Source organism: Streptomyces sp. NPDC050164 (assembly GCF_044459945.1).
GTDB lineage: Bacteria > Actinomycetota > Actinomycetes > Streptomycetales > Streptomycetaceae > Streptomyces > Streptomyces coeruleorubidus_A.
This window is the reverse complement of record NZ_JBITJK010000003.1, coordinates 315381-338205: the sequence shown is the minus strand read 5'-3', so window position 1 is coordinate 338205 and position 22825 is coordinate 315381. Positions and strand designations below refer to the sequence as shown.

Below are 22825 nucleotides of genomic sequence, written 5' to 3'. Positions count from 1 at the left end.
GCCGCAGGTCCACCTCCCCCTCACCGGCGGATCGCCGATCCCGCCGACGTGACTCATCACCCGCCCCACCGGCGGGATCACTCACCCATGCCAAGAGGACGTGACAGTCATGCCTGCTTTCGACACCCCCGAACCGATCTCCGCCATCCTCGAGTTGGACGCCGGGACCGCCCGCATCACCGCGGGCAAGCGCACCGACACGGTCGTGGAGGTGCTGCCGCGCAACGGCTCCGACGACAACGACGTGCGCGCCGTGCAGCAGACCCAGGTCACCTTCTCGGGCGGCCGCCTCACGGTCAGGACACCCAGGAAGCGGCCGCTGTTCGGCAAGCCGGGCGCCGTCGAGGTGAGCGTCGAACTGCCCGCGGGGTCCGATGTCCGGGCCACTGCGGCCCTGGGCGGTTTCTTCTGCGAGGGCCGATTCGGGGGACGTCACGCTCAAGACCTCGCTCGGCGACATCCAGGCCGACGAGGTGGCCGGCGCGAATCTCAGGACCGACCTCGGCGACATCCGTCTGGCCCGCTCGACCGGGGACGTCGAGGTCATCGGCTCGGGCCGGATCGAGATCGGCACCGTCTGCGGCACGGCGACCGTCAAGAACGCCAACGGCGCGACCGAGATCGGCGAGGTGACCGGAGGCCTGAAGACCAACGCGGCCAACGGCGAGATCTCCGTCGGCATCGCACACAGCAGCGTCGACGCCAAGTCCGCCAACGGCCGGATCGAGATCGGCGTCGCCCGCGCCGGGGTCGAAGCGATGTGCTCCAACGGCCGCATCCGCGTCGGCGACGTCACCCGCGGCCGGATCGACCTTCGCACCTCCGTCGGCGACCTCGAAGTGGGCATCCACGAGGGCACCGCGGCCTGGCTCGACCTGCACACCAAGTACGGCGCGGTACGCAGCGCGCTCGGTTCCGCCGCCGGCCCCGCGGACTCCGACGAGACCGTCGAGGTGTACGGCCGGACCTCGACCGGCGACATCATCATCCGCCGCGCCTGACCGGGCGTGCCCCCAACTGCCCCCCCCCGAAAGGAAAAGCGGCTTGACTGCCACCCGGACATCCGCGCCGATCGGCGCGAACACGACGGCGCCGGCGATCACCGCCACCGGACTGCGCAAGTCCTACGGCGACAAGCTCGTGCTCGACGGCATCGACCTGAACATCGCGGAAGGCACCGTCTTCGCCCTGCTCGGGCCCAACGGCGCCGGCAAGACCACCACGGTGGAGATCCTCTCCACGCTCATCGACGCCGACGCGGGCGAGGCCTGGGTCGCGGGCCGCCATCTGACCCGGGCCGCCGACGCGGTGCGCTCCGCGATCGGCGTCACCGGCCAGTTCTCGGCCGTCGACAATCTGCTGACCGCCGAGGAGAACCTGCTCCTCATGGCGGATCTGCACCACCTCGACCGGCGGGAAGGCAAACGCCGGGCCGAGGACCTGCTGCGCCGCTTCGACCTGTCCGACGTCGTGGGCAGGACCGCCGTCACCTTCTCCGGCGGTATGCGGCGCAAGCTGGACCTGGCGATGACCCTGGTCGGCGATCCGCGGATCATCTTCCTCGACGAGCCCACCACCGGACTCGACCCGCGCAGCCGGCGCACCATGTGGGAGATCATCCGCGGACTCGTCACCGACGAGGGCGTGACCGTCTTCCTGACCACCCAGTACCTCGAAGAGGCCGACCAACTCGCCGACCGCATCGCGGTACTGGACCACGGCAGGCTGATCGCCGAGGGCACCGCCGACGAACTGAAGCAGCGCATCCCCGGCGGACACATCCGGGTGCGCTTCGCCGACGCCCAGAGCCTGGACGCCGCCGCGGGACTCTTCGGCATCGCCACACGCGACGAGGACTCCCTCACCCTCCAGATCCCCGGCGACGGCTCCCTCCTCACCCTGCGGGCCGTCCTCGACACCCTGGAGTCCACCGGCGTCCAGGCCGAGTCGCTCACTGTGCACACTCCCGACCTCGACGACGTCTTCCTGACCCTCACCGGTCAGCCCCGCCCCGCCGACACCGCCGCAGCGCCCAAGGAGTACGCCTGATGGCCACCCTGTCCTACGCCGCCAAAGACTCCAGGACGATGGTGCGGCGCAACCTCAAGAAGGCCCTGCGCTACCCGTCCCTGACGCTCACCGTCGTCATCATGCCCATCATGATGCTGCTGCTGTTCAACTACGCCTTCGGCACCGCCCTGGGCAGCGGCATCGGATCGTCGGCCGTCGGCGGCGGCGAGTACATCGACTACCTCGCGCCCGGCATCGTCCTGATGGCCGCCACGTCCGGCGCCCTGACCACCGCGATCAGCGTCTGCGTCGACAAGACCGAAGGCATCGTCAACCGCTTCCGCACGATGCCGATCTCCCGCGCCTCGTTCCTGACCGGGCATGTCGTCGGCGGCGTGATCCAGACGATGACCAGCGTCGCCCTCGTCATCGCCGTCGCGCTCCTCGTGGGCTTCCGCCCCGATGCCACGCCCGTCGAATGGCTCGCCGCGATCGGCCTGCTCGCCCTGCTCACCCTGGCGCTGACCTGGCTCTCCGCCGCTATCGGCCTGATCGCCAAGAACGTCGAGACCGCCAGCAACATCCCGATGCCGCTGACGTTCCTGCCGTTCATCGGCAGCGCCATCGTGCCGCCCGAGTCGATGCCCGCCGGCCTGCGCTGGTTCGCCGAGTACCAGCCGTTCACCCCGATCATCGAGACCCTGCGCGGCCTGTGGCTCGGCACCGGGATCGGCTCCAGCGCGGCCATCGGCCTCGCCTGGTGCGTGGCGCTCACCGTGGTCGGCTACCTGTGGGCGCGCCGCACCTTCAGGACCGGCGCAAAGCGGTAACCACCTCTCTCCTCAGGCCACTTCGCACCCATCCACATCGCCGCCCGACGTTCCCAGGAGGACCCCATGTCGTACGACCCGACGGCCGCCGCCACTGCCGAAGAGCCGCCCACCCTGCCCACCGACCGGCACACCGGCTGCCCCTTCGACCCGCCCGCCGAACTCATCGCGCTGAGCGACAAGCCGCTGCGCCGCATGCGCTACGCCGACGGACACCTCGGCTGGCTGACCACCGGACACGCCGCGTCCCGAGCGATCCTGGCCGACCCGCGCTTCAGCTCACGCTACGAACTCATGCACCTGCCGATACCGATCGCAGGGATGCCCCAGGAACTGCCGCCGGCGCCGGTCGGCGACCTCATCGGCCTCGACGCCCCCGAACACACCCGCTACCGGCGCCTGCTCACCGGCAAGTTCACCGTCCGACGCATGCGTCAACTCACCGAGCGTGTCGAGCGGTTAACCACCGAGTGCCTGGACGCCATGGAGCAGGCCGGACCCACGGCCGACCTGGTGGAGGCGTTCGCGCAGCCCGTGCCCGCGCTCATGATCTGCGAGCTGCTCGGCGTGCCGTACGCCGACCGCCGGCGCTTCCAGAGCCAGGTGGCGATCGTCTTCGACCAGACGGCGGACGCGGAGGCGAAGGGCGAGGCCTATACGGCGCTGCTCCAGTACCTGAACGAACTGGTCCTCGCCAAGCGCGCCGAGCCCACCGACGACCTGCTCAGCGATCTGACCACCTCCGACCTCACCGACGAGGAACTGGCCGGAATAGGCGGACTGCTGCTCGCCGCCGGGCTCGACACCACCGCGAACATGGTCGGCCTCGGCACCTTCGCCCTGCTGAGCAACCCCGACCAGCTTCAGGCCCTGCGCGCCGACCCGGGCCTCGCCGAGCAGACCGTGGAGGAGCTGCTGCGCTACCTCAGCGTGGCCGACCCGATTCCGCGGGCAGCGCTCGAGGACGTCGAGGTGGCGGGCCAACTCGTCAGGGCGGGCGAGACGGTGACCGTTTCCGTGCAGGCAGCCAACCGCGACCCGCACAGGTTCCCGGACCCCGACCGGCTCGACATCCACCGCAAGGCCACCGGACACCTGGCCTTCGGCCACGGCGCCCACCAGTGCCTGGGCCAGCAGCTCGCCCGCGTCGAGATGACCGTCGCGTTCCCGGCGCTCTTCGCCCGCTTCCCCACCCTGCGCCTCGCGGTGCCGCCGCAGGAGGTGCCGCTGCGCGAGCGCTCCAACATCTACGGCGTGGTCAGCCTGCCCGTCACCTGGGGCGAGGAGTAGCCGCATGAGCGACCCACGACAGCCGCTGCGTCTCAGCGCCGACCGTGACCGCTGCGCCGGCGCCGGCATGTGCGCCCTGACGGCTCCCGAGGTCTTCGACCAGGACGACGAGGAAGGCCTGGTGGTGCTCCTGCACCCCGTGCCGGCACCCGAGCACCAAGCCGCCGCCCGGATGGCCGTCGGCCTCTGCCCCGCCGGAGCCATCGCTCTGGACTCCCCGGATTCCACGGCCCCGTAGCGACCGTGGCCGATCAGCGGGTCACGCCGCCCGCACCGCCGCCCGCCGCGATCCCCACCGCCGGGTCCGGTACCTCCCGGCCACCCGGCACACCGCGTAGATGCCGAACGAGATCGTCGTGACGTAAGGGCTGATGGGAATGCTGCTGCCCAGCGCGAGCAGGATGCCGCCCTCGATCGAGGCCACGGCGAACAGCACGCTCAGCACGGGCAGCAGCACCGGCGACGCGGTGACGCGGGCGGCGGCCGCGGCCGGGGTGACGACCAGCGTGAGCACCAGCAGCGCGCCGACGACCTGCACCGACAGCGCGACCGCCAGGCCGAGGACCAGCATGAACGCGAAGGACAGCGCACGCACCGGCACCCCGCGTGCCTGCGCCACGTCCGGGTCCGTGCTGGCGAAGGTGAGCGGACGCCACATGACCGCCAGGGCGATCAGCACCAGCACGGACGTGCCGAGCAGCCACGACATCTGCGGGGTGTCCACGGCGACGATCTGACCGGTGAGCAGCCCGAACTTGTTGGCCGCCCGGCCCTTGTAGAGGGCGAGGAAGAGCACGCCGAGGCCCAGCCCGAACGGCATGATGATGCCGATCACCGAGTTGCGGTCCCGGGCCCGTGTCCCCAGCACCCCGATGGCACCGGCCGCGAGGAGCGAACCGGCGATCGAGCCCGCCACGATGTTCGCGCCCAGCAGCAGCGCGGCCGACGCGCCCGCGAAGGACAGCTCGCTGATGCCGTGCACCGCGAACGGCAGGTCCCGCATCAGGACGAAGACCCCGGCCAGCCCGCCCACGAGACCGAGGGCCACGCCGGCGATGAGGGAGTTGCGGACCAGGGTCAACAGCTCGCCGTAGTCGGTGAAGTCGAAGATCTGCTGCCAGACCCCGTCGGCGAGCGTCATGCGCGCACTCCGTCCGTCTCGTGAACCGGCCCGGGATGGTGCGGCGGCGCGGCCGGCTCGTCGGGGGCCCCGGCGACGACGACCCGGCCCCGCACGCGCACCACGTCGACCTGCGTGCCGTAGAGCCGGGACAGCGACTCGGAGGTCAGCACCTCGTCCGGGGTGCCGACGCGGTGGCCGCCGGGGGCCAGGTACAGCACCCGGTCGACCATCCCCAGCACCGGGTTGATCTCGTGGGTCACGAAGACCACCGCCGTGCCGTGGGAGCGGCGCCGGGCGTCGATCAGCTCGGTGACGGCCCGCTGGTGGTTCAGGTCGAGCGACAGCAGCGGCTCGTCGCACAGCAGGATGCGCGGGTCGGTCGCCAGGGCCTGCCCGATGCGCACGCGCTGCCGTTCGCCGCCGGACAGCATGCCGAGCGGGACGTCGGCGTAGGCCGCGGCCCCGACCGACTCGAGGATCTCGTCGACCCGGCGGCGGACCGCCCCGGTGCGCAGGCGCGGCCCGAAGCGGTGCCCGTCGATGCCGAACCGCACGAGGTCCCGGGCGCGCAGCAGGGCCTGCGCGGACAGCGCCGCCTGCTGCGGGACGTAGCCGATGTGCCGGGCGGCCTCGCGAGCGGACCGACCGAGGACGGTCAGCGTCCCGGCGGACAGCGGCCGACGGCCCAGCAGCGCCCGTACGAAACTGGTCTTGCCCGCTCCGTTCGGCCCCAGCACGGCCAGGAACTCCCCGGCCCGTACGTCGAGGTCGAGGCCGCTCCACACCGTGCGGTCGCCGTAGGACAGGGCCGCGCCGCGCAGACTGACGACAGGAGCGCCGTCCTGCCGGACCACCGGGGTCACTTGGCCAGCGCGCTCGCGAGCGCGTCGACGTTGGCGGTCATCCAGCCGAGGTAGTCCTTGCCCTTCGGCAGGGTCTCGGTGACGGGCACGACGGGGATGCCGGCCGTCTTGGCCGCCGCCTCGGTCTTCTCGGTCTGCGGGCCGGAGGTCTGCTCGTTGTAGACGAGTGCCTTGACCTTCCTGCCGCTGAACAGGGCCAGATTCTGCTGGAGGATCCGGGGCGAGACGTCGTCGCCCTCCTCGATCGCCTCGCTGAACGCCGCGGGCGTCTTGTTCACCAGGCCGCTCGCCTCGGTCATGTACAGCGGCACGGGCTCGGTGATCGCCACCGCCTCGCCGCCGTGCTCCTTCTTGATCCGTGCCTCCTTCGCCTCCAGGGGCGCGAGCCGGGCCTTGAAGGCGGTGGCGTTCTTCCCGAAGGCTGCCGCGTCGGCCGGGTCGGCCTTGGCGAGGGCCTCGGATATGCGGTCGGCGACGCGGGCGACGGTGGGGAAGTCGTACCAGACGTGCTCGTTCAGCTCGCCGTCCTTCGGCGCGGTCCTGCCGGACACCCGCACCGCGTTGATCACCTGGGCGGAGTCGTTGTGGCCGCTCTTCAGCATGCGGTCGACGAAGTCGTCGTAGCCGCCGCCGTTCTCGACGACGACCTTGGCCTTGGACAGGGCCAGCTGGTTCTGGGTGTCGGCCTCGTAGGAGTGCGGGTCCTGGTCGGGGTCGCTGATGACCGAGGTGACGTCGACCTTGTCGGCGCCGATGCTGCGCACGATGTCGCCGTAGACGTTCGTGGAGGCGACCACGGACACCTTGGCCGAGGCACTCTTGGCGTCGGCGGAGTCCGACGAGCTGCCGCAGCCCGTAAGAAGGGCCAGTGACGCGCTGGTCAGCAGCGCCAGGCGGCGGGACGTGGACAGGGGCATGGCTCCTCCATGACGGATGGGCAGAGGGGGTGTCCGGCATGCGCCACGCTAGATGGCAATGAATGTCAAGAGCGGGTTCTGGTCGAAGTCATGTGAGAACCATTGCCTGTTGTTGACGGAGGGATTGGACTGCCAGTCCAGAGCCTGGATGTGTAGTCTAATGGCATGCGAGACACTCTGGCCGCGGAACGAGACGCGATCCTCGCCGCGCTGACACCGGTTGTCGAAGGGATCGCCGCGACCTTCGGGCCGGTCTGCGAAGTCGTGCTGCACGACTACCGGAACCAGGAGAAGTCGGTCGTCGCCGTGGCCGGATCGGTGACCGGGCGGACGGTGGGCGGCGCGATGAGCGAGATCGGCATGCGCGTCCTCGCCCGCGGGGACGAGGCGACCGACGAACTGAACTACGTCACGCGCACCCGGAACGGGGCGCTGGTCAAGTCCTCCACGATGGTGCTGCGGGACTCCACGGGAGCCGTGTTCGGCGCGCTCTGCGTCAACGTGGACGTCAGCACCGTCAGCCAGGTCCACGACCTGCTCGGCGCCCTCGCCGGACGCGGCGCGGCCCCCGCGGAGCTGCCGACCACCACCTTCGGCAACGACATCGACTCCGTGGTCGACGCCCTCGTCGACGCCCACCAGTCCAAACAGCGCGGCAGTTGGGCGGAGCTCGACCGCGCGGAACGCCTGGAGCTGTTCGGCGGGCTGGACACCCGCGGTGTCTTCGCCGTGCGCGGCGCGGTCGAGCAGGTCGCCGCCCGGCTCGGCATCTCCCGCGCCTCCGCCTACAACTACCTCTCCCAGGCCCGGTCCGCCCACGGCACGACTTCCGCCCCTTCCGCTGGAGGACAAGCGTGACGACCACCACCCCACCGGTCACCCTCGACGACGTCCGGGACGCCGCCGCCCGGCTCCAGGGCGTCGCCCACCGCACGCCCGTCCTGCGCTCCCGCACCCTGGACGCGCTCGCCGGCGCCGAGATCCACCTCAAGTGCGAGAACTTCCAGCGCGTCGGCGCCTTCAAGTTCCGCGGCGCCTACAACGCCGCCTCCCGCCTCACGCCCGACCAGCTGTCCCGGGGCATCGCCGCCTACTCCTCCGGCAACCACGCCCAGGCCGTCGCCCTGGCCGCCCGCGAGCTCGGCACCACCGCCGTGATCGTCATGCCGGAGGACGCCCCGCCGTCCAAGCGGGCGGCCACCGCCGGCTACGGCGCCGAGATCGTCACCTACGACCGCTACACCGGCGACCGCGTCGCCATCGCCGAGGCCCTGGCTGCCGAGCGGGGTCTCGCCGTCATCCCGCCCTACGAGCATCCGCACATCATGGCCGGGCAGGGCACGGCCGCACTCGAACTCCTCGAAGAAGCTGGGGAGCTGGGGGCGCTGCTGACACCGGTCGGAGGCGGCGGGCTCATGGCCGGCAGCGCCACGGTGGCCAAGGGGCTGCACCCGGACATCCGGATGATCGGCGTCGAACCGGAGGCCGGGGACGACACCAAGCGCTCGCTGGAGGCGGGCCGGCGCATCAGCATCCCGGTGCCGCACACCATCGCCGACGGACAGGCCCTGCACACACCCGGCGAACTCACCTTCTCCGTCAACCGGCGGCTCGTCGACGACATCGTCCTGGTCACCGACGACGAGATCCGGGACGCGATGCGGTTCGCCTTCGAACGTCTGAAGATCGTCGTCGAGCCGAGCGGCGCCACCCCGCTGGCCGCCCTGCTCACCGGCCGCGCGGGCCCTCTCCCACGCCGCGTCGGCGTCATCGTCTCCGGCGGCAACATCGACGCCGAGCGCTTCGCCGACCTCTGCGGACATCAGGCCTGAGCGGGCGGTCCCCCGGTTGGCGGCCCCGGATGGACGGGCGGACGATTGAGGAATAGGGGGCCGGCCGCCGACGGCGGTGTCCAGAGCCGCCGGGAGACCGGCCCCGGCCGCGGAGCGCCGCGGCCTGAAGGGAGCGCATCATGATGGAAGTGAAGACGCTCGACAAGCCGGACGAGCGACGTGATTTCCCCCGCGGGCACATGGAAGCCGTCCACATGACGGACCTCGACTTCGCCGTGGCGACGTTCGAGCCCGGCTGGCGCTGGTCCGAGTCCGTGGGCCCGATCGCGGGCACCGAGAGCTGCCAGATGCACCACAACGGCTATGTCCTCCAAGGCCGCATGCGCATCCGCATGGACGACGGCGGCGAGGTCGAGGTCGGCCCCGGCGACGTCTACGTCATCTCACCCGGACACGACGCCTGGGTCGTGGGCGACGAGCAGACCGTGGTCTACGACTTCCAGGGGCAGACGGCGAGGGAGTTCGCGAAGAAGACGGAGTAGCGCCGGTCGGCCCGCGCCGACCCGTCACATGGTGAGCTCGCCGCGCCTGATCACACCGGCAGCAGCCGCCCCACCAGCGCGCTCAGCTGCCGGGCGGTTCGGCACTCGTGCATCTCGACCAGCCCGGCGTACGCGGGTGCGGCGGAATCGCCGGTGCCCCAGCGGGAACGCTGCTCGGGGTTCAGCCAGTAGACGCGGCGGGCTTGTTCGGCGATCTGCCGGACGGCCGGCAGGTTCGGGTCGCTCATGTTCGTGCGGGCGTCACCGAGGACGAAGACGGTCGTGCGCGGGCCGACGGCGTCGCCGTAGCGCTCCGCGAACTCGCCCAGCGCCATGCCGTAGTCGCTGCTGCCGTGCCAGCCCGTGAGCGTGGCCTCCGCCTCGATGCGGGCAACGAGCCCTTCCGGGTCTGCGGTGCCGTGCCGCAGGAGTCCGGTCACCTCGTCGATCCGGTTGACGAAGGCGAACACCCGCACCTTGCTGAACTGGTCGTGCAGCGCCTGCACCAGCAGCATCGTGAAGTCCGAGAAACCGGACACCGACCCCGACACATCGCACAGCAGCACCAGTTCGGGGCGGGCGGGACGCCGTCTGCGCAGGACCGGCTTCATCGGCACCCCGCCCGTCGACAGCGAACCGCGCAGGGTCCGCCGCAGGTCGATCGCGCCCCGGGAGGCGCGGCGGCGCCGGGCCGCGAGCCGGGTGGCGAGCTTGCGGGCGAGCGGCTGAACCGTCCGGCGCAGCTCGGCCAGCCGGGCCTGTCCGGCGAACAGGAAGTCGACCTGGTCGGCGGTCGGGGCCACCGCCCGCCGGGCGATCTCGTCCCGACCGCGCCGCTCGGCGACCCGGCGCCGCGCCTCCGCGGCCACCAGCGCGCGGAAGCTCTCGATACGCCGCCGGATCTCGTCCTCCAGCAGCCGGTCCGCGAACCCCGGACTCCCGCCCCGACCACGCATGTCGTCGCGGACCCGGGCGAGCAGGGTCTGCGGGCGCAGCCGTTCGAGCGTCTGGTACGACGACCAGCCGTCCGACTCCGGCGCGCAGCCGTAGCCGCCGAAACCGTCGACCGCCTCGACCGCCAGCCGGCCCAGCAGCGCCTGGTCGTCGGCGGCGAGTGCGGCCGCCAGCCGGTCGCGCAGATCGTCCTGTCCCGCGGCCTTCTGCTTCGGGCCGCCGACGCCGCGCGGGAAGTACAGGTCGAAGACCGGGTCGAACACCTGCCGCCCACCGGTGCCGTGCAGCAGAGTCGCCGCGAGCCCCTCCCGCAGCAGCTCCCGGTCCGCCAGCCCGAGCGCCTCGACCGCCCGCGCCGCGTCGACCGTCTCGCCGGTGCCGATCCGGATGCCGTGCGCGCGCAGCGCACCGACCAGGCGCATCGCGAGTACGAACACGGCTCACACCCCCGCCGGCACGTCGTCGCCCAGGTGGGCCAGCCGCTCGGCGACCGCGTCCGCCGTCGGGTCGTCCATCCGGCCGGCCAGTCGGCCGTCCGCGAGGAACAGCACACTGTCGGCGTACGAGGCGGCGACCGGGTCGTGCGGCACCATGACCACCATCCGGCCGTGCGCCCGTACCACCTCCCGGAGCAGCCGCAGCACGTCCCGCGCACTGCGCGTGTCCAGCGCGCCCGTCGGCTCGTCCGCGAAGATCACCCGTGGCTCGGTCACGAGCGTCCGTCATCGCCGGACCGACCCACACCGGCGGCGTCGAGGACTTCGTCTACCAGCTCGTCGACCGCGACCTGCCCTGGGACGAGGCCCAGCGCGCCTTCATGCGACAGCACCGGCCGCAGTCCCTGCTCCAGCGGCTGATCGAGCCGGAGGAGATCGCCAACATGGTCGTCTACCTCGCCTCCGACCAGGCGTCGGCGACCACGGGCGGCGCCCTGCGCGTCGACGGCGGCTACGTGGACTCGATCCTGCCCTGAGTCAGGCGCCCCCCACCAGGATCACCTCCAGCGTGCGCGGACCGTGCACCCCCTCGACCCGGTCCAGCTCGATGTCACTGGTCGCCGACGGCCCGGAGATCCAGGTCAACGGACGTGCCGGGTCGAGGCGTTCGAGACCCTGCGGCACGGACGACACGACCTGGCCGGGGACGCGCACGACGCAGATGTGATGGTCCGGAACGAGGGTGATCCGGCGCCGCCCCTGGTCGGGCGACCCGTCCAGCACGATCGTCCCGGTCTCCGCGATCGCGACCGCACAGGCCGTCACCACGCTGTCCACGCCGTCGAGTTCGTGCGGCGTGCTCTCCACCCGGTCCGTCACCCGCGCCACCCCGGTCGCCGCGAGCCAGCCCTCGTCCAGCCCGGGCGGCACGAGCACCGAAGCCGACCCCCGCTTCTCCAGCAGCCCAGCGATCAGCCCCGCCAGCCCCTCGGCGTCCGTACGGTGCACGATCGCCCGGTAGTCCGCCAGATTCTCGGCGAGCAGATCCACCGTCTCCGGGACGCTCCGGTCCCCGTGCTCACGCGCATAGTCGCGCGAGACCGCCTGCTCGTACGGGGTGTTCTCCCGTGACACGTCCGCCAGCGCGCGCCGCACCCGCCCGAGAATCCGCTCCCTGCTGTTCACCTGGCACCGTCCTTCCCACCACGCGTCCGCTGCCACCAGTCCCGGAACGGCTCGGCGGGCACCGGCGGCAGATCCCGCGTCCCGCTCCACGCCCTGCCCGGGCCCGGCAGCGTACGGGGATGGAAGCGGCGGGTCCGGGAGGCGGCGCGCTGGCCGGTGCGCAGCGCGCCCGGGCGCGTGAACGCCCACCGTGCCGCGCGCATCGCCGCCCGCTCGGCCGCATGCCCCTTCGCGGGCCGCAGCACCACCTTGTTGCCTTCCCGGGTGACCTCCCCGCCCTGCACCACCCGCTCCCGCAGATGCACCAGCACCTCGGGGATGTCGATGGCGACCGGGCACACCTCGTAGCACGCGCCGCACAGCGAGGACGCGTACGGCAGCGAGGCGTCGATCTCACTGCCCGTGCCCCGCAGTTGGGGGCTGAGGATGGCGCCGATCGGCCCCGGGTACACCGAGCCGTAGGCGTGACCGCCGGCCCGCTCGTACACCGGGCACACATTGAGACACGCCGAACAGCGGATGCAGCGCAGCGCCTGCCGGCCGACCTCGTCGGCGAGGGTGTCGGTGCGCCCGTTGTCCAGCAGCACCAGATGGAAGGTGCTCGGCCCGTCCCCGTCGGTCGTACCGGTCCACGTCGACGTGTACGGGTTCATGCGCTCCGCCGTCGAGGAGCGGGGAAGGGTCTGGAGGAACACCTCCAGGTCCCGCCACGTCGGCACGATCTTCTCGATGCCGACGACCGAGATCAGCGTCTCGGGCAGCGTCAGGCACATCCGGCCGTTGCCCTCCGACTCCACGACCACCAGCGTGCCCGTCTCGGCGACCATGAAGTTGGCCCCGGAGATGCCGACCTTGGCGCGCAGGAACTTCTCCCGCAGGTGCAGCCGGGCCGCCTCGGCGAGTTCGGCGGGCGTGTCGGTGAGGCCCTCGGGGGCCGGGCGGCCCCACTCGCTCATCTCACGCGAGAAGATGTCGCGGATCTCGCCGCGGTTGCGGTGGATGGCCGGGACGAGGATGTGCGAGGGGCGGTCCTTGCCCAACTGCACGATCAACTCGGCGAGATCCGTCTCGTAGGCGCGGATGCCCTCGGCCTGAAGCGCCTCGTTGAGCCCGATCTCCTGCGTGGCCATCGACTTGACCTTGACGACCTCCGACTCGCCGGTCATCTTCACGAGCTGGGTGACGATCTCGTTGGCCTCGGCCGCGTCGGTGGCCCAGTGGACGATGCCGCCGGCCGCCGTCACCGACTCCTCCAACTGCTCGAGGTAGCGGTCGAGATGGCGCAGCGTGTGGTCCTTGATCCGCTTGCCCGCCTCGCGCAGCTCGGCCCAGTCGGACACCTCCGTCACGGCCTTGGCCCGCTTGGCGCGGATGGTGTGCGTGGCGTGGCGCAGATTGCCGCGCAGGGTCTTGTTGCCCACGGCCTCCCGCGCGGCCTTGGGAAACGCCGGCATCCCGACGAACGTCCCGCTCATACGGCCGGTTCCTCCTCCGTGCTCGCCAGGATCTCCGCGATGTGCACCGGCCGCATGCCGGTGCGCAGCCTGGCCATCGTCCCGCCGATGTGCATCAGACAGGAGTTGTCGGCCGCGCACAGCACCTCGGCGCCCGTCGACTCGGCGTTGCGCACCTTGTCGGCGCCCATCGCCGCCGAGACGTCGGCGTTCTTCAGCGCGAAGGTGCCGCCGAACCCGCAGCACTCGTCGGCCCCCGGAAGCTCGGCCAGCTCCAGCCCCTTCACCGCCTGGAGCAGCCGCCTCGGCCGGTCGCCGAGGACCAGCCCGCGCAGGCCGTGACAGGTCGGGTGGTACGTCACCTTGTGCGGGTAGTACGCCCCGACGTCCGTCACGCCCAGCACGTCGACCAGGAACTCCGTGAGTTCGTACGTCTTCGGCACCACCGGCGCCAGCGTGGCCGCGAGGGTGTCCCCGCGTCCCTCGGCCCGGGCCCGCTCGCCCATCCGCGGATACAGCTCCCGCACCATCGCCCCGCACGAGCCGGACGGCGTCACGATCGCCTCGTACTCGCCGAAGACATCGGAGAAGTGCCGGGCGAGCGGTTCGGCCTCGTGGCGATATCCGGTGTTGTAGTGCGCCTGGCCGCAGCAGGTCTGCGCCATCGGGAAGTCGACGTCGACGCCCAGTCTGGTCAGCAGTTTCACCACGGCGCGCCCGGTGTCCGGATACAGCGTGTCGTTGACGCAGGTCAGGAACAGGGCGACACGCATCGCGGCTCCTTGTGGTCGATCATCGGATGAGTCAGCGTAGTCCGGGGACGGGACCCGGGGGAGACCCCGTCAGTCCCCGGCGAGCCGGTCCTGCGCGGCGCGCCACCGCTCGGTCCCGCCGCGCGGCTCGTACCGCGTGAGCGGCTGCGTACGGACGAGCAGCCGCCGCATCCCCGCCAGGTCACCGGCCAGACCGTGGGCCCGCGCCTGCACGAGCACGTTCCCCAGGGCCGCCGCCTCCGTCGGCCCCGCCACCACCGGCAGCCCGCAGGCGTCGGCGGTCAGCTGGCACAGCAGCGCGTTGCGCGTACCGCCGCCCACCACGTGCACCACGTCGACCGGATGCCCGGCGAGCCGCTGCGCGTCCTGGACGGCCTTGCAGTGGGCGAGGGCGAGGGAGTCGAGGATGCAGCGCGTCACCTCGGCCGGCGACTCCGGCACGGGCTGCCCCGAGGCCCGGCACGCCTCGGCGATCCGCTCCGGCATCCGCCCCGGCGCGAGAAACGCCGCGTCACCCGCGTCCACGACCGACCGCAGCGCCGGCACCTTGGAGGCCTCCAGCAGCAGCGCGCCCAGGTCCGGGTCGCCCCAGGCCCGCACGCACTCCTGGAGCAGCCACAGCCCCATGATGTTGCGCAGATACCGGACCGTGCCGTCCAGCCCCAGCTCATTGGTGAAGTTGGCCGCCCGGCTCTCCTCGGTCAGCACCGGCGCGTCCAGCTCCAGACCGGCCAGGGACCACGTGCCGGTGCAGATGTACGCGAACCGCTCCTGCCCGGCGGGTACGGCGGCCACCGCCGACGCGGTGTCGTGCGACCCGACCGCCGTCACGGTCACGGGACCGGTCAGCCCGGTCTCCTCCAGCACCGCGTCCCGCAGCACCCCCGCCGGATCACCGGGCTGCCGCAGCGGCGCGAACAGACTCAGGTCGATCCCCAGCCGCGAGGCGATGTCGTACGCCCAGTCGCGCGTCCGGGGGTCGATCAGCTGGGTCGTCGAGGCGTTGGTGAGCTCGGTGCCCTGCTCGCCGGTGAGCCAGTACGTCAGGAGGTCGGGGATGAGCAACAGCCTCTCGGCCTGGGCGAGTTGAGCTGTCTCTCGCGCCGCCGTCAGCTGGTACAGGGTGTTGAAGGGCGCGTACTGCAACCCGGTCGCCGCGTACAGTTCCTCCGCCGGGACCGTCGCCCACACCTTCTCCGCGACGCCCTCCGTCCGGGGGTCCCGGTAGTGCACGGGGTTGCCGAGCAGCGCCCCGTCCGCGTCGAGCAGCCCGTAGTCCACGGCCCAGCTGTCGATACCGACGGAGTCGACCTGCCCGGCCGCCTTCAGCCCGTCCAGCACCCCCGCATACAGCCCCAGGACGTCCCAGCGCAGCCCCTCGGGCACCCGCACGGGCCGGTTCGGGAAGCGGTGCGCCTCGGTCAGCTCCAGGCTGTCGGGGCCGACGCGGCCGACCATGACGCGCCCGCTGGACGCGCCGAGGTCGACCGCGGCGTACGACTTCACGGCCGCGCTCATCGCAGGAAGGCGGCCGCGACGCCGGCGTCGACCGGGATGTGCAGTCCGGTGGTGTGGGTCAGGTCGCCGCCGGTGAGGGCGAAGACCGCGTTCGCGACATGCTCGGGCAGCACCTCACGCTTGAGGATCGTCCGCTGGGCGTAGAACTCGCCGAGCTTCTCTTCCTCGACCCCGTACACGGCGGCCCGCTTGGCCCCCCACCCGCCGGCGAAGATCCCCGACCCACGCACGACACCGTCCGGGTTGATCCCGTTGACACGGATGCCGTGCTCGCCCAGCTCGGCGGCGAGCAGCCGCACCTGGTGGGCCTGGTCGGCCTTGGTGGCCGAGTAGGCGATGTTGTTGGGCCCGGCGAACACGGCGTTCTTCGAGGCGATGTAGACGATGTCGCCGCCCAGCCCCTGAGCGATCATCACGCGCGCCGCTTCCCGCGACACCAGGAAGGACCCGCGCGCCATGATGTCGTGCTGGAGGTCCCAGTCCTTCGCCGAGGTCTCCAGCAGCGGCTTGGAGATCGAGATACCGGCGTTGTTGACGACGAGATCGACACCGCCGAAGGCCAGCACGGCCGCCCGGAACGCCTCGGCGATCTGCTCCTCGGACGTCACGTCCACGGTCACGGCGACGGCCTTGTCCGGACCGCCCAGCTCCTCGGCGACCGCGGTCGCGTTCTCGCCGTTCAGATCGGCCACGACGACACAGGCGCCCTCGGCGGCCAGCCGATGCGCGATGGCCTTCCCGATCCCGCTGCCGGCACCGGTCACCAGCGCGACCCGCGTCGCGAGCGCCTTGGGCTTCGGCATCCGCTGAAGCTTGGCCTCCTCAAGGGCCCAGTACTCGATGCGGAACTTCTCTGACTCCTCGATGGGCGCGTACGTGGACACGGCCTCCGCCCCGCGCATCACGTTGATGGCGTTGACGTAGAACTCGCCGGCCACCCGGGCGGTCTGCTTGTCCTTGCCGAAGCTGAACATGCCCACGCCCGGGACCAGCACGATCGCCGGGTCGGCGCCGCGCATGGCGGGGGAGTCGGGCAGGGCGTGCCGCTGGTAGTAGGCGGCGTACTCCTCGCGGTACTCGGCGTGCAGCTCCTTCAGCCGGGCGATGGCCTCGTCGAGCGGAGCGGTCGGCGGCAGGTCGAGGAGCAGCGGCCGCACCTTGGTCCGCAGGAAGTGGTCCGGGCAGGAGGTGCCCAGCGCGGCCAGCCGCGGATGCTCGGCGCTCGCGAGGAAGTCGAGAACCACCTCGGAGTCGTTGAAGTGCCCGACCTGAGGCCGGTCCTGGGACGCGAGGGCACGGACGTGCGGCGCGAGCGCGGCGGCCCGCTCCCGGCGCTCCCCGGCACTCAGCGCGGCGTACCCGTCGATCACCGGCCCGAAGGGCTCGTCCTTGCCGCGCTCGGCGAGGAACTTCTCCGCGGTCCGGATGATGCGCAGCGAGTTCCGCTCGCACTCCTCGGACGTGTCCCCCCAGGCCGTGATCCCGTGCCCGCCCAGAATGCACCCGATGGCCTGCGGATTGGCCTCCTTCACGGCGGCGATGTCCAGCCCCAGCTGGAACCCGGGCCGCCGCCACGGCACCCACACGACACTGTCCCCGAAACACTCGGCGGTCAGCTTCTCCCCGTCGGCGGCGCAGGCGAGGGCGATACCCGAGTCCGGGTGGAGGTGGTCGACGTGGGCGGCCTCGACCAGTCCGTGCATCGCGGTGTCGATGGAGGGAGCCGCGCCGCCCTTGCCGTGCAGGCAGTAGTCGAACGCGGCGACCATCTCGTCCTCGCGATCCACGCCCGGATACACGTCGACGAGCGCCCGCATCCGGTCCAGCCGGAGCACGGCGAGTCCCGCCTCCGTGAGCGTGCCGAGATCACCGCCGGACCCCTTGACCCACATCAGCTCGACATCGCCACCGGTGACGGGGTCGGTCTCGGTCCCCTTGGCGGAGGCGTTGCCTCCCGCGTAGTTGGTGTTACGGGGATCAGAGCCGAGCCGATGCGACCGAGCAAGCAGAGCGGCAGCTTCGGAATGGGTTGCCATGACAGTTCCTTTTCAAAAGAGAGTGGGTGAGGTGCCTTCAGGGGCGCGGGGAACTGCGCGACCAACCACATACGGCCCGCACCCCGCAGACAACAGATCTGGGCAGACGCTTACGCACCCCACCCCGCCTGCTCCCCACCAACCCGCTCGGCAACGATCTTCTCGCCCCACCCACATCGCCGGTAGGCCGCAATCGGCTCGGGGTCCAACCCCATCTCCTCCCGCACCTCCCGCAGCAACGGCCGCACATCCGTGTTGTACGCATCCATCAGCACGGCATTCGCCTCCAGCACATCACCGCTGCGCTGCGCCGTACCCAACGCGTCACCGTCGACCAGCAACGCCTTCGCCGTGGCCTCCTGCACATTCATCACCGAGCGGATGATCGCCGGGATCTTCGCCTCGATGTTGTGGCACTGGTCGAGCATGAACGCGACCTCGGGCGAGAACCCGCCGCCCCGCACGACCTCGTACATGATCCGGAACAGCTGGAACGGGTCCGCGGCCCCCACCATCAGGTCGTCATCCGCGTAGAACCGCGAGTTGAAGTCGAACCCCCCGAGCTTCCCTTCCCGGAGCAGCGTCGCCACGATGAACTCGATGTTGGTCCCCGGCGCGTGGTGCCCGGTGTCGACGACGACCTGGGCCTTCGGTCCGAGCTTCAGGCAGTGGGCGTACGCCGTGCCCCAGTCCGGCACATCAGTCGTGTAGAAGGCCGGCTCGAAGAACTTGTACTCCAGCAGCATCCGCTGCCCGTCGCCCAGCCGCTCGTAGACCCCCGCGAGCCCCTCGGCGAGCCGGTCCTGCCGGGCCCGGATGTCGTCCTGCCCGGGATAGTTCGTCCCGTCGGCGAACCACAGCTTCAGGTCCGTCGAGCCGGTCGCGTCCATGATGTCGACGCACTCCAGCAGATGATCCACGGCCTTGCGCCGCACCGCCGCGTCCGGGTGGCAGATGCTCCCGAGCTTGTAGTCGTCGTCCTGGAACGTGTTGGAGTTGATCGCGCCGAGCTTCACCCCGCGCTGCTCGGCATGCTTCGCCAGCGCCGCGTAGTCGTCGACCTTGTCCCACGGAATGTGCAGGGCGACCGTCGGGGCGACCCCCGTGAACTCGTGCACCTTCGCCGCGTCGTCCAGCTTCTCGTACGGATTGCGCGGCACACCCGCTTGCGCGAACACCTTGAAGCGCGTGCCCGAGTTCCCGTACGCCCACGACGGCGTCTCGACTGCCTGGGTCTTGAGAGCGGCCTTCACCGCGGCGAGTTCGGTCACGTCAGGGCTCCTGAGGCATCGGGTCGTAACGACCACCGAATGAAACGATTCAGGACGCGAAGTTATGGGCCCCCCGAAGGGGTGTCAACCCCTCCGGCTCACACGGTTACTCGTGATCAGGGCGTGACCTTCTGCCCTCGAAACTTTTTCGACCGGAACCCATTGACGTGACATGCGCGACCCGCCTAACGTCCCGGCAACCCAGTTGAAACCTTTCACGACGCCGAGAGGGCCGTCCCGCCGGCGTCGTCGAGGAGCCCCCATGACCCACCCGTCCACCACGGGTCCGGCCCCGGTTCTGGCACTGAAGGACGTCTCCAAGTCCTTCGGTGCGGTCCGCGCACTGCGGGACGTCTCCCTGGAGCTGTTCCCCGGGGAGGTGCACGCGCTCGCCGGTGAGAACGGTGCCGGCAAGTCCACCCTCATCAAGGCACTCGCCGGAGTGCACCGGCCGGACGCCGGCCAGGTGCTGCTCGACGGTGCGCCCGTCGCCTTCCACGGCCCCGGCGACGCCCGCGACGCCGGCATCGCCGTGATCTACCAGGAGCCCACGCTCTTCCCCGACCTGTCGATCGCCGAGAACATCTACATGGGCCGCCAGCCCCGGCGCGCCCTCGGCCGGATCGACCACAAGGCCACGCACAACGCGACCGCCGCCCTCATGGAGCGCCTCGGTGTCGAACTCGACCCCGACCGGCCCGCCCGCGGCCTGTCCATCGCCGACCAGCAGATCGTCGAGATCGCCAAGGCCCTCTCCTTCGACGCCCGCGTCCTGATCATGGACGAGCCGACCGCCGCGCTCACCGGCAGCGAGGTCGCCCGCCTCTTCGGCGTCGTACGCACCCTGCGCGAACAGGGCGCCGCCGTGCTGTTCATCTCCCACCGGCTGGAGGAGATCTTCGAGATCTGCCAGCGGGTCACCACGCTGCGCGACGGCGCCTGGGTCGGCAGCGAGCCGCTGGAGGGCATGACCGAGGACGACCTCGTGCGCCGCATGGTCGGCCGCGACCTCGACGAGCTGTACCCCAAGCAGGACGTGCAGCCGGGTGAAGTCGCTCTGAGCGTGCGCCGCCTGACCCGCGAGGGTGTGTTCACCGACGTCTCCTTCGACGTGCGGTGCGGTGAGATCGTCGGCCTCGCCGGACTCGTCGGCGCCGGGCGTACGGAGGTCGCCCGGGCCGTGTTCGGTATCGACCGCTGGGACGCCGGCGAGGTCACCGTGGACGGCAAGCCCCTGGTCAACGGCGCCCCGTCCACGGCGATGTCCGCCGGACTCGCCCTGGTCCCCGAGGACCGGCGCGCCCAGGGCCTGGTGATGGACATGTCCATCGAGCGGAACATCGGACTCACCGGGCTGCGCACGACCGTCAAGGCGGGCCTGATGGACCGTGGCGCCGAGCGCAGCCGCTCACTCGACTGGGCCGTCAAGCTCCAGGTCAAGTACGCCCGGATCGCCGACACCGTCAACACCCTCTCCGGCGGCAACCAGCAGAAGGTCGTGCTCGCCAAGTGGCTCGCCACCGGCCCCAAGGTGCTGATCGTCGACGAGCCGACCCGCGGCATCGACGTCGGCACCAAGGCCGAGGTGCACCGGCTGCTGTCGCAACTGGCCGCCGACGGCGTGGCCGTCCTGATGATCTCCTCCGACCTGCCCGAGGTCCTCGGCATGGCCGACCGCGTGCTGGTCATGCACGAGGGCCGGCTCACCGCCGAGATCCCACGCTCCGACGCCACCGAGGAATCCGTGATGGCCGCAGCCACCGGGAGGGCCGCCGCATGACGGTCGTCACCCCACAACAGGCCCCCGTGGCCGACGTGCCCAAGTCGAGCGGCACCCGCCTCGTCGACCGCGTCTTCAAGATGCGCGAACTCGCCATCCTCGTCGTCTTCCTGGTGATGATCGCCGTCACCCAGGCCGGCAACAGCCAGTTCCTGTCCGAACAGGGCATCAAGGACCTGCTGCTGAACGCGACGATCCTCGTACTCGTCGCCACCGGCCAGTCCCTCGTCGTCATCACCCGCAACGTCGACCTGTCCGTCGGATCCACGCTGGGCATCAGCGCCTTCGCCGCCGGCACCTATCTCCAGGGCGGCGGCAACGCGGTCGTGGCGATCGCGCTGGCCGTCCTGCTCGGTATCGGCTTCGGACTGCTCAACGGCCTGCTCGTCAGCCTCGGCCAGGTGCCCGCGCTCGTCGTCACCCTCGGCACGCTCTACATCATCCGCGGCATCGACTCGATCTGGGTCGGCTCCAGCCAGATCACCGCGGCCGATCTGCCCGGCGGATTCGTCGACTTCGGCTCCGGCGGCATCTCGGCGGTGCCGTATCTGGCGCTGATCGCGCTGGCGGTGTTGGTGGCGACGGCCTACTACCTCAAGCACTTCGCCAGCGGCCGCGAGCTCTACGCGCTGGGCTCCAACCCCGAGGCCGCCCGCCTCGCCGGCATCCCCGTGCGCAAGCGGATCCTCGCCGCGTACACCTTCTGCGGCGCCCTCGCCGGACTCGCCGGCGCGATGTACCTCGCCCGGTTCGGCAACGTCGACTCCGGCACCGGCAACGGCTACGAACTCACCGTCGTCAGCGCGGTCGTGGTCGGCGGCGTCGTCTTCACCGGCGGATCCGGCAGCGTCTACGGCGCGGCCCTCGGCGCGCTGCTGCTGACCTCGATCAACAGTGTGCTGCCCGCCCTCGGCGTCAGCTCCGTCTGGGTGCTCGCCATCAACGGCATCCTGCTCATCCTCGCCATCGCGGTCGACCGGATCGTCGCGCTGCGCGTGGCCTCCGCCCTGAAGAAGAGGAACGCCCGCCATGGCTGACATCTCCCTGAGCCGAGCGGTCCGCTGGCCCGCTTTGAAAAGGTGGGATTCCGCCGTCGGCGCCCTGCTGATCGTGGTCCTGCTGTTCTCCTTCGGTTTCGTCGACGGGTTCAGCAACGCGCTCAACCTGTCGTTCCTCATCGGCAACACGCTGCCGATCGCGCTGATCGCCCTGCCGATGACCCTGCTGGTGGTGTCCGGCGAGATCGACCTGTCGGTGGCCTCGACGGCGGGTCTGTCCGGTGCCGTGATGGGCGCCCTGTGGAACCAGGGCATGGCCATCGAGACGATCATCCCGATCTGCCTGCTGCTGGGTGTCGTGTGCGGGCTGATCAACGGCCTGCTGGTGACCAGGCTGGGGCTGCCGTCCCTCGCCGTCACCATCGGCACGCTCGCCGCCTACCGGGGCATCGCGCAGATCGTGCTCGGCTCCGACGCGGTGACCGACTTCCCCACGGCGTACCTGGACTTCGCGGCCGGGCGCATCGGCGACACGTTCATCCCGTACGCCTTCCTGCCGTTCCTCGTCCTGCTCGCCATCGCCGTGGTCGCGCTGCACGCCACCCCGTTCGGGCGGTCGCTGTTCGCGATCGGGGCGAGCGAGGAGGCGGCGCGGTTCGCCGGGATCCGGGTCAAGCGGCAGAAGCTGCTGCTGTTCACGGTGACGGGCCTGATGGCTTCGCTCACCGGCATCTTCTGGGCGCTGCACTTCGCGAGTGCGCGGTACGACAACGCGATGGGTCTCGAACTGTCGGTTGTCGCCGCGGTGTTGCTCGGTGGGATCGACTTCGACGGTGGCAAGGGCACGCTCGGCGGCGCCATCGCCGGGGTGTTTCTGCTGGGGGCGCTCCAGAACGTGATGAGCCTCCAGGACGTTTCCGCGCAGTCGCAGATCGTCGTCACCGGCGTTCTGCTCGTCCTCTCCGTGCTCGGCCCCAGGGTCGCACGGCAGATCTCCGTAGCGAGGGCGGGCCGCAGGGCCGCCTCGACTCCGACCTCGTAACCCAGCCCT

The 22825-nt window shown here is 71.1% G+C and carries 20 protein-coding genes and 3 pseudogenes; 12 read left to right on the top strand and 11 right to left on the bottom strand.

From position 1 onward, the window contains the following. The first annotated feature begins 109 nt into the window (after window positions 1-109). The 5 genes and pseudogenes from ACIBNA_RS06945 to ACIBNA_RS06925 all read left to right on the top strand — a co-directional run bounded on the left by ACIBNA_RS06945 (window position 110) and on the right by ACIBNA_RS06925 (window position 4368). Window positions 110-1001, top strand: a pseudogene (locus tag ACIBNA_RS06945) (DUF4097 family beta strand repeat-containing protein). A 43-nt stretch (window positions 1002-1044) separates the two neighbouring features. Then, the gene (locus tag ACIBNA_RS06940) at window positions 1045-2049 is read left to right on the top strand and encodes an ATP-binding cassette domain-containing protein (RefSeq protein ID WP_399164202.1); all 1005 of its coding nucleotides are present in this window, start codon (window positions 1045-1047) and stop codon (window positions 2047-2049) included. Then, on the top strand, window positions 2049-2840 hold the full coding sequence (locus ACIBNA_RS06935) for an ABC transporter permease (RefSeq protein ID WP_399164201.1): 792 nt from the start codon (window positions 2049-2051) through the stop codon (window positions 2838-2840). Before ACIBNA_RS06940 ends, ACIBNA_RS06935 begins: the two co-directional genes overlap by 1 nt. A gap of 66 nt (window positions 2841-2906) precedes the next feature. Further along, window positions 2907-4130, top strand: coding sequence for a cytochrome P450 (locus ACIBNA_RS06930; protein ID WP_399164200.1), 1224 nt, complete (start codon window positions 2907-2909; stop codon window positions 4128-4130). A 4-nt stretch (window positions 4131-4134) separates the two neighbouring features. Continuing rightward, complete coding sequence (locus ACIBNA_RS06925) at window positions 4135-4368, top strand: ferredoxin (RefSeq protein ID WP_274821519.1); 234 nt, start codon at window positions 4135-4137, stop codon at window positions 4366-4368. Window positions 4369-4389: 21 nt separating this feature from the next. Here the strand turns inward: ACIBNA_RS06925 and ACIBNA_RS06920 are convergent, their stop codons facing one another. Genes ACIBNA_RS06920 through ACIBNA_RS06910 form a run of 3 tightly spaced genes read right to left on the bottom strand, consistent with a single transcriptional unit; the run spans window position 4390 to window position 7033 of the window. Further along, window positions 4390-5271 carry a metal ABC transporter permease gene (locus tag ACIBNA_RS06920; protein ID WP_399164199.1) on the bottom strand — a complete coding sequence of 294 codons (882 nt, stop codon included), beginning with the start codon at window positions 5269-5271 and terminating at the stop codon, window positions 4390-4392. After that, window positions 5268-6116 carry a metal ABC transporter ATP-binding protein gene (locus ACIBNA_RS06915; protein ID WP_399164198.1) on the bottom strand — a complete coding sequence of 283 codons (849 nt, stop codon included), beginning with the start codon at window positions 6114-6116 and terminating at the stop codon, window positions 5268-5270. The genes ACIBNA_RS06920 and ACIBNA_RS06915 overlap by 4 nt, the downstream gene beginning before the upstream one ends. Next, window positions 6113-7033 (bottom strand): metal ABC transporter solute-binding protein, Zn/Mn family, encoded by a 921-nt coding sequence (locus ACIBNA_RS06910; RefSeq protein ID WP_399164197.1) that lies wholly within the window; start codon window positions 7031-7033, stop codon window positions 6113-6115. Before ACIBNA_RS06910 ends, ACIBNA_RS06915 begins: the two co-directional genes overlap by 4 nt. A gap of 165 nt (window positions 7034-7198) precedes the next feature. Between ACIBNA_RS06910 and ACIBNA_RS06905 the strand changes: the two genes are divergently transcribed. The 3 genes from ACIBNA_RS06905 (at window position 7199) to ACIBNA_RS06895 (ending at window position 9368) form a co-directional block, all read left to right on the top strand. Then, entirely contained in the window at window positions 7199-7891 is a 693-nt protein-coding gene (locus tag ACIBNA_RS06905) for a transcriptional regulator (RefSeq protein ID WP_399164196.1), read from the top strand. Further along, entirely contained in the window at window positions 7888-8865 is a 978-nt protein-coding gene (locus ACIBNA_RS06900; RefSeq protein ID WP_399164195.1) for a pyridoxal-phosphate dependent enzyme, read from the top strand. The genes ACIBNA_RS06905 and ACIBNA_RS06900 overlap by 4 nt, the downstream gene beginning before the upstream one ends. Before the next feature lie 140 nt (window positions 8866-9005). Beyond that, window positions 9006-9368 (top strand): cupin domain-containing protein, encoded by a 363-nt coding sequence (locus ACIBNA_RS06895; RefSeq protein ID WP_399164194.1) that lies wholly within the window; start codon window positions 9006-9008, stop codon window positions 9366-9368. Between the two features lie 50 nt (window positions 9369-9418). On the opposite strand, the gene ACIBNA_RS06890 is transcribed toward ACIBNA_RS06895, so the two are convergent. Beyond that, the gene (locus tag ACIBNA_RS06890) at window positions 9419-10744 is read right to left on the bottom strand and encodes a VWA domain-containing protein (RefSeq protein ID WP_399164342.1); all 1326 of its coding nucleotides are present in this window, start codon (window positions 10742-10744) and stop codon (window positions 9419-9421) included. Between the two features lie 18 nt (window positions 10745-10762). Continuing rightward, window positions 10763-11044 (bottom strand): annotated as a pseudogene (locus tag ACIBNA_RS06885) (ABC transporter ATP-binding protein); the annotation flags it as partial. Between ACIBNA_RS06885 and ACIBNA_RS06880 the strand changes: the two are divergent. Next, window positions 11041-11295: pseudogene (locus ACIBNA_RS06880) on the top strand (SDR family oxidoreductase); the annotation flags it as partial. The pseudogenes ACIBNA_RS06885 and ACIBNA_RS06880 sit on opposite strands and share 4 nt — an antisense overlap. Before the next feature lies 1 nt (window position 11296). Here ACIBNA_RS06880 and ACIBNA_RS06875 read toward each other — a convergent pair. The 6 genes from ACIBNA_RS06875 to rhaI form a co-directional block, all read right to left on the bottom strand. Continuing rightward, window positions 11297-11944 carry a lactate utilization protein C gene (locus tag ACIBNA_RS06875; RefSeq protein WP_399164193.1) on the bottom strand — a complete coding sequence of 216 codons (648 nt, stop codon included), beginning with the start codon at window positions 11942-11944 and terminating at the stop codon, window positions 11297-11299. Further along, window positions 11941-13419, bottom strand: a complete 1479-nt coding sequence (locus ACIBNA_RS06870; protein WP_399164192.1) for a LutB/LldF family L-lactate oxidation iron-sulfur protein — start codon at window positions 13417-13419, stop codon at window positions 11941-11943. Before ACIBNA_RS06870 ends, ACIBNA_RS06875 begins: the two co-directional genes overlap by 4 nt. Continuing rightward, window positions 13416-14171 carry a (Fe-S)-binding protein gene (locus ACIBNA_RS06865; protein WP_399164191.1) on the bottom strand — a complete coding sequence of 252 codons (756 nt, stop codon included), beginning with the start codon at window positions 14169-14171 and terminating at the stop codon, window positions 13416-13418. The genes ACIBNA_RS06870 and ACIBNA_RS06865 overlap by 4 nt, the downstream gene beginning before the upstream one ends. Window positions 14172-14240: 69 nt before the next feature. Then, window positions 14241-15689, bottom strand: coding sequence for a rhamnulokinase family protein (locus ACIBNA_RS06860; RefSeq protein ID WP_399164190.1), 1449 nt, complete (start codon window positions 15687-15689; stop codon window positions 14241-14243). Further along, window positions 15686-17725 carry a bifunctional aldolase/short-chain dehydrogenase gene (locus ACIBNA_RS06855; RefSeq protein WP_399164189.1) on the bottom strand — a complete coding sequence of 680 codons (2040 nt, stop codon included), beginning with the start codon at window positions 17723-17725 and terminating at the stop codon, window positions 15686-15688. The genes ACIBNA_RS06860 and ACIBNA_RS06855 overlap by 4 nt, the downstream gene beginning before the upstream one ends. 110 nt (window positions 17726-17835) lie before the next feature. Further along, entirely contained in the window at window positions 17836-18996 is a 1161-nt protein-coding gene (gene rhaI, locus ACIBNA_RS06850; protein WP_399164188.1) for an L-rhamnose isomerase, read from the bottom strand. 262 nt (window positions 18997-19258) lie between these two features. Between rhaI and ACIBNA_RS06845 the strand changes: the two genes are divergently transcribed. From ACIBNA_RS06845 to ACIBNA_RS06835, 3 genes are read left to right on the top strand one after another with little or no spacing between them, the layout of a single operon-like run. Next, window positions 19259-20776 carry a sugar ABC transporter ATP-binding protein gene (locus ACIBNA_RS06845; RefSeq protein WP_399164187.1) on the top strand — a complete coding sequence of 506 codons (1518 nt, stop codon included), beginning with the start codon at window positions 19259-19261 and terminating at the stop codon, window positions 20774-20776. Next, entirely contained in the window at window positions 20773-21813 is a 1041-nt protein-coding gene (locus tag ACIBNA_RS06840; protein WP_399164186.1) for an ABC transporter permease, read from the top strand. The genes ACIBNA_RS06845 and ACIBNA_RS06840 overlap by 4 nt, the downstream gene beginning before the upstream one ends. Then, on the top strand, window positions 21806-22816 hold the full coding sequence (locus ACIBNA_RS06835; protein ID WP_399164185.1) for an ABC transporter permease: 1011 nt from the start codon (window positions 21806-21808) through the stop codon (window positions 22814-22816). Before ACIBNA_RS06840 ends, ACIBNA_RS06835 begins: the two co-directional genes overlap by 8 nt. Window positions 22817-22825: the final 9 nt, after the last annotated feature.

Bases quoted from the DNA above. Each gene is read 5' to 3' on its own strand.
- ACIBNA_RS06935 (WP_399164201.1), top strand. From the start codon at position 2,049: ATGGCCACCCTGTCCTACGCCGCCAAAGACTCCAGGACGATGGTGCGG.
- ACIBNA_RS06930 (WP_399164200.1), top strand. From the start codon at position 2,907: ATGTCGTACGACCCGACGGCCGCCGCCACTGCCGAAGAGCCGCCCACC.
- ACIBNA_RS06925 (WP_274821519.1), top strand. From the start codon at position 4,135: ATGAGCGACCCACGACAGCCGCTGCGTCTCAGCGCCGACCGTGACCGC.
- ACIBNA_RS06920 (WP_399164199.1), bottom strand. From the start codon at position 5,271: ATGACGCTCGCCGACGGGGTCTGGCAGCAGATCTTCGACTTCACCGAC.
- ACIBNA_RS06910 (WP_399164197.1), bottom strand. From the start codon at position 7,033: ATGCCCCTGTCCACGTCCCGCCGCCTGGCGCTGCTGACCAGCGCGTCA.
- ACIBNA_RS06905 (WP_399164196.1), top strand. From the start codon at position 7,199: ATGCGAGACACTCTGGCCGCGGAACGAGACGCGATCCTCGCCGCGCTG.
- ACIBNA_RS06895 (WP_399164194.1), top strand. From the start codon at position 9,006: ATGATGGAAGTGAAGACGCTCGACAAGCCGGACGAGCGACGTGATTTC.
- ACIBNA_RS06890 (WP_399164342.1), bottom strand. From the start codon at position 10,744: ATGCGCCTGGTCGGTGCGCTGCGCGCGCACGGCATCCGGATCGGCACC.
- ACIBNA_RS06870 (WP_399164192.1), bottom strand. From the start codon at position 13,419: ATGAGCGGGACGTTCGTCGGGATGCCGGCGTTTCCCAAGGCCGCGCGG.
- ACIBNA_RS06865 (WP_399164191.1), bottom strand. From the start codon at position 14,171: ATGCGTGTCGCCCTGTTCCTGACCTGCGTCAACGACACGCTGTATCCG.
- ACIBNA_RS06860 (WP_399164190.1), bottom strand. From the start codon at position 15,689: ATGAGCGCGGCCGTGAAGTCGTACGCCGCGGTCGACCTCGGCGCGTCC.
- ACIBNA_RS06855 (WP_399164189.1), bottom strand. From the start codon at position 17,725: ATGGCAACCCATTCCGAAGCTGCCGCTCTGCTTGCTCGGTCGCATCGG.
- ACIBNA_RS06845 (WP_399164187.1), top strand. From the start codon at position 19,259: ATGACCCACCCGTCCACCACGGGTCCGGCCCCGGTTCTGGCACTGAAG.
- ACIBNA_RS06840 (WP_399164186.1), top strand. From the start codon at position 20,773: ATGACGGTCGTCACCCCACAACAGGCCCCCGTGGCCGACGTGCCCAAG.
- ACIBNA_RS06835 (WP_399164185.1), top strand. From the start codon at position 21,806: ATGGCTGACATCTCCCTGAGCCGAGCGGTCCGCTGGCCCGCTTTGAAA.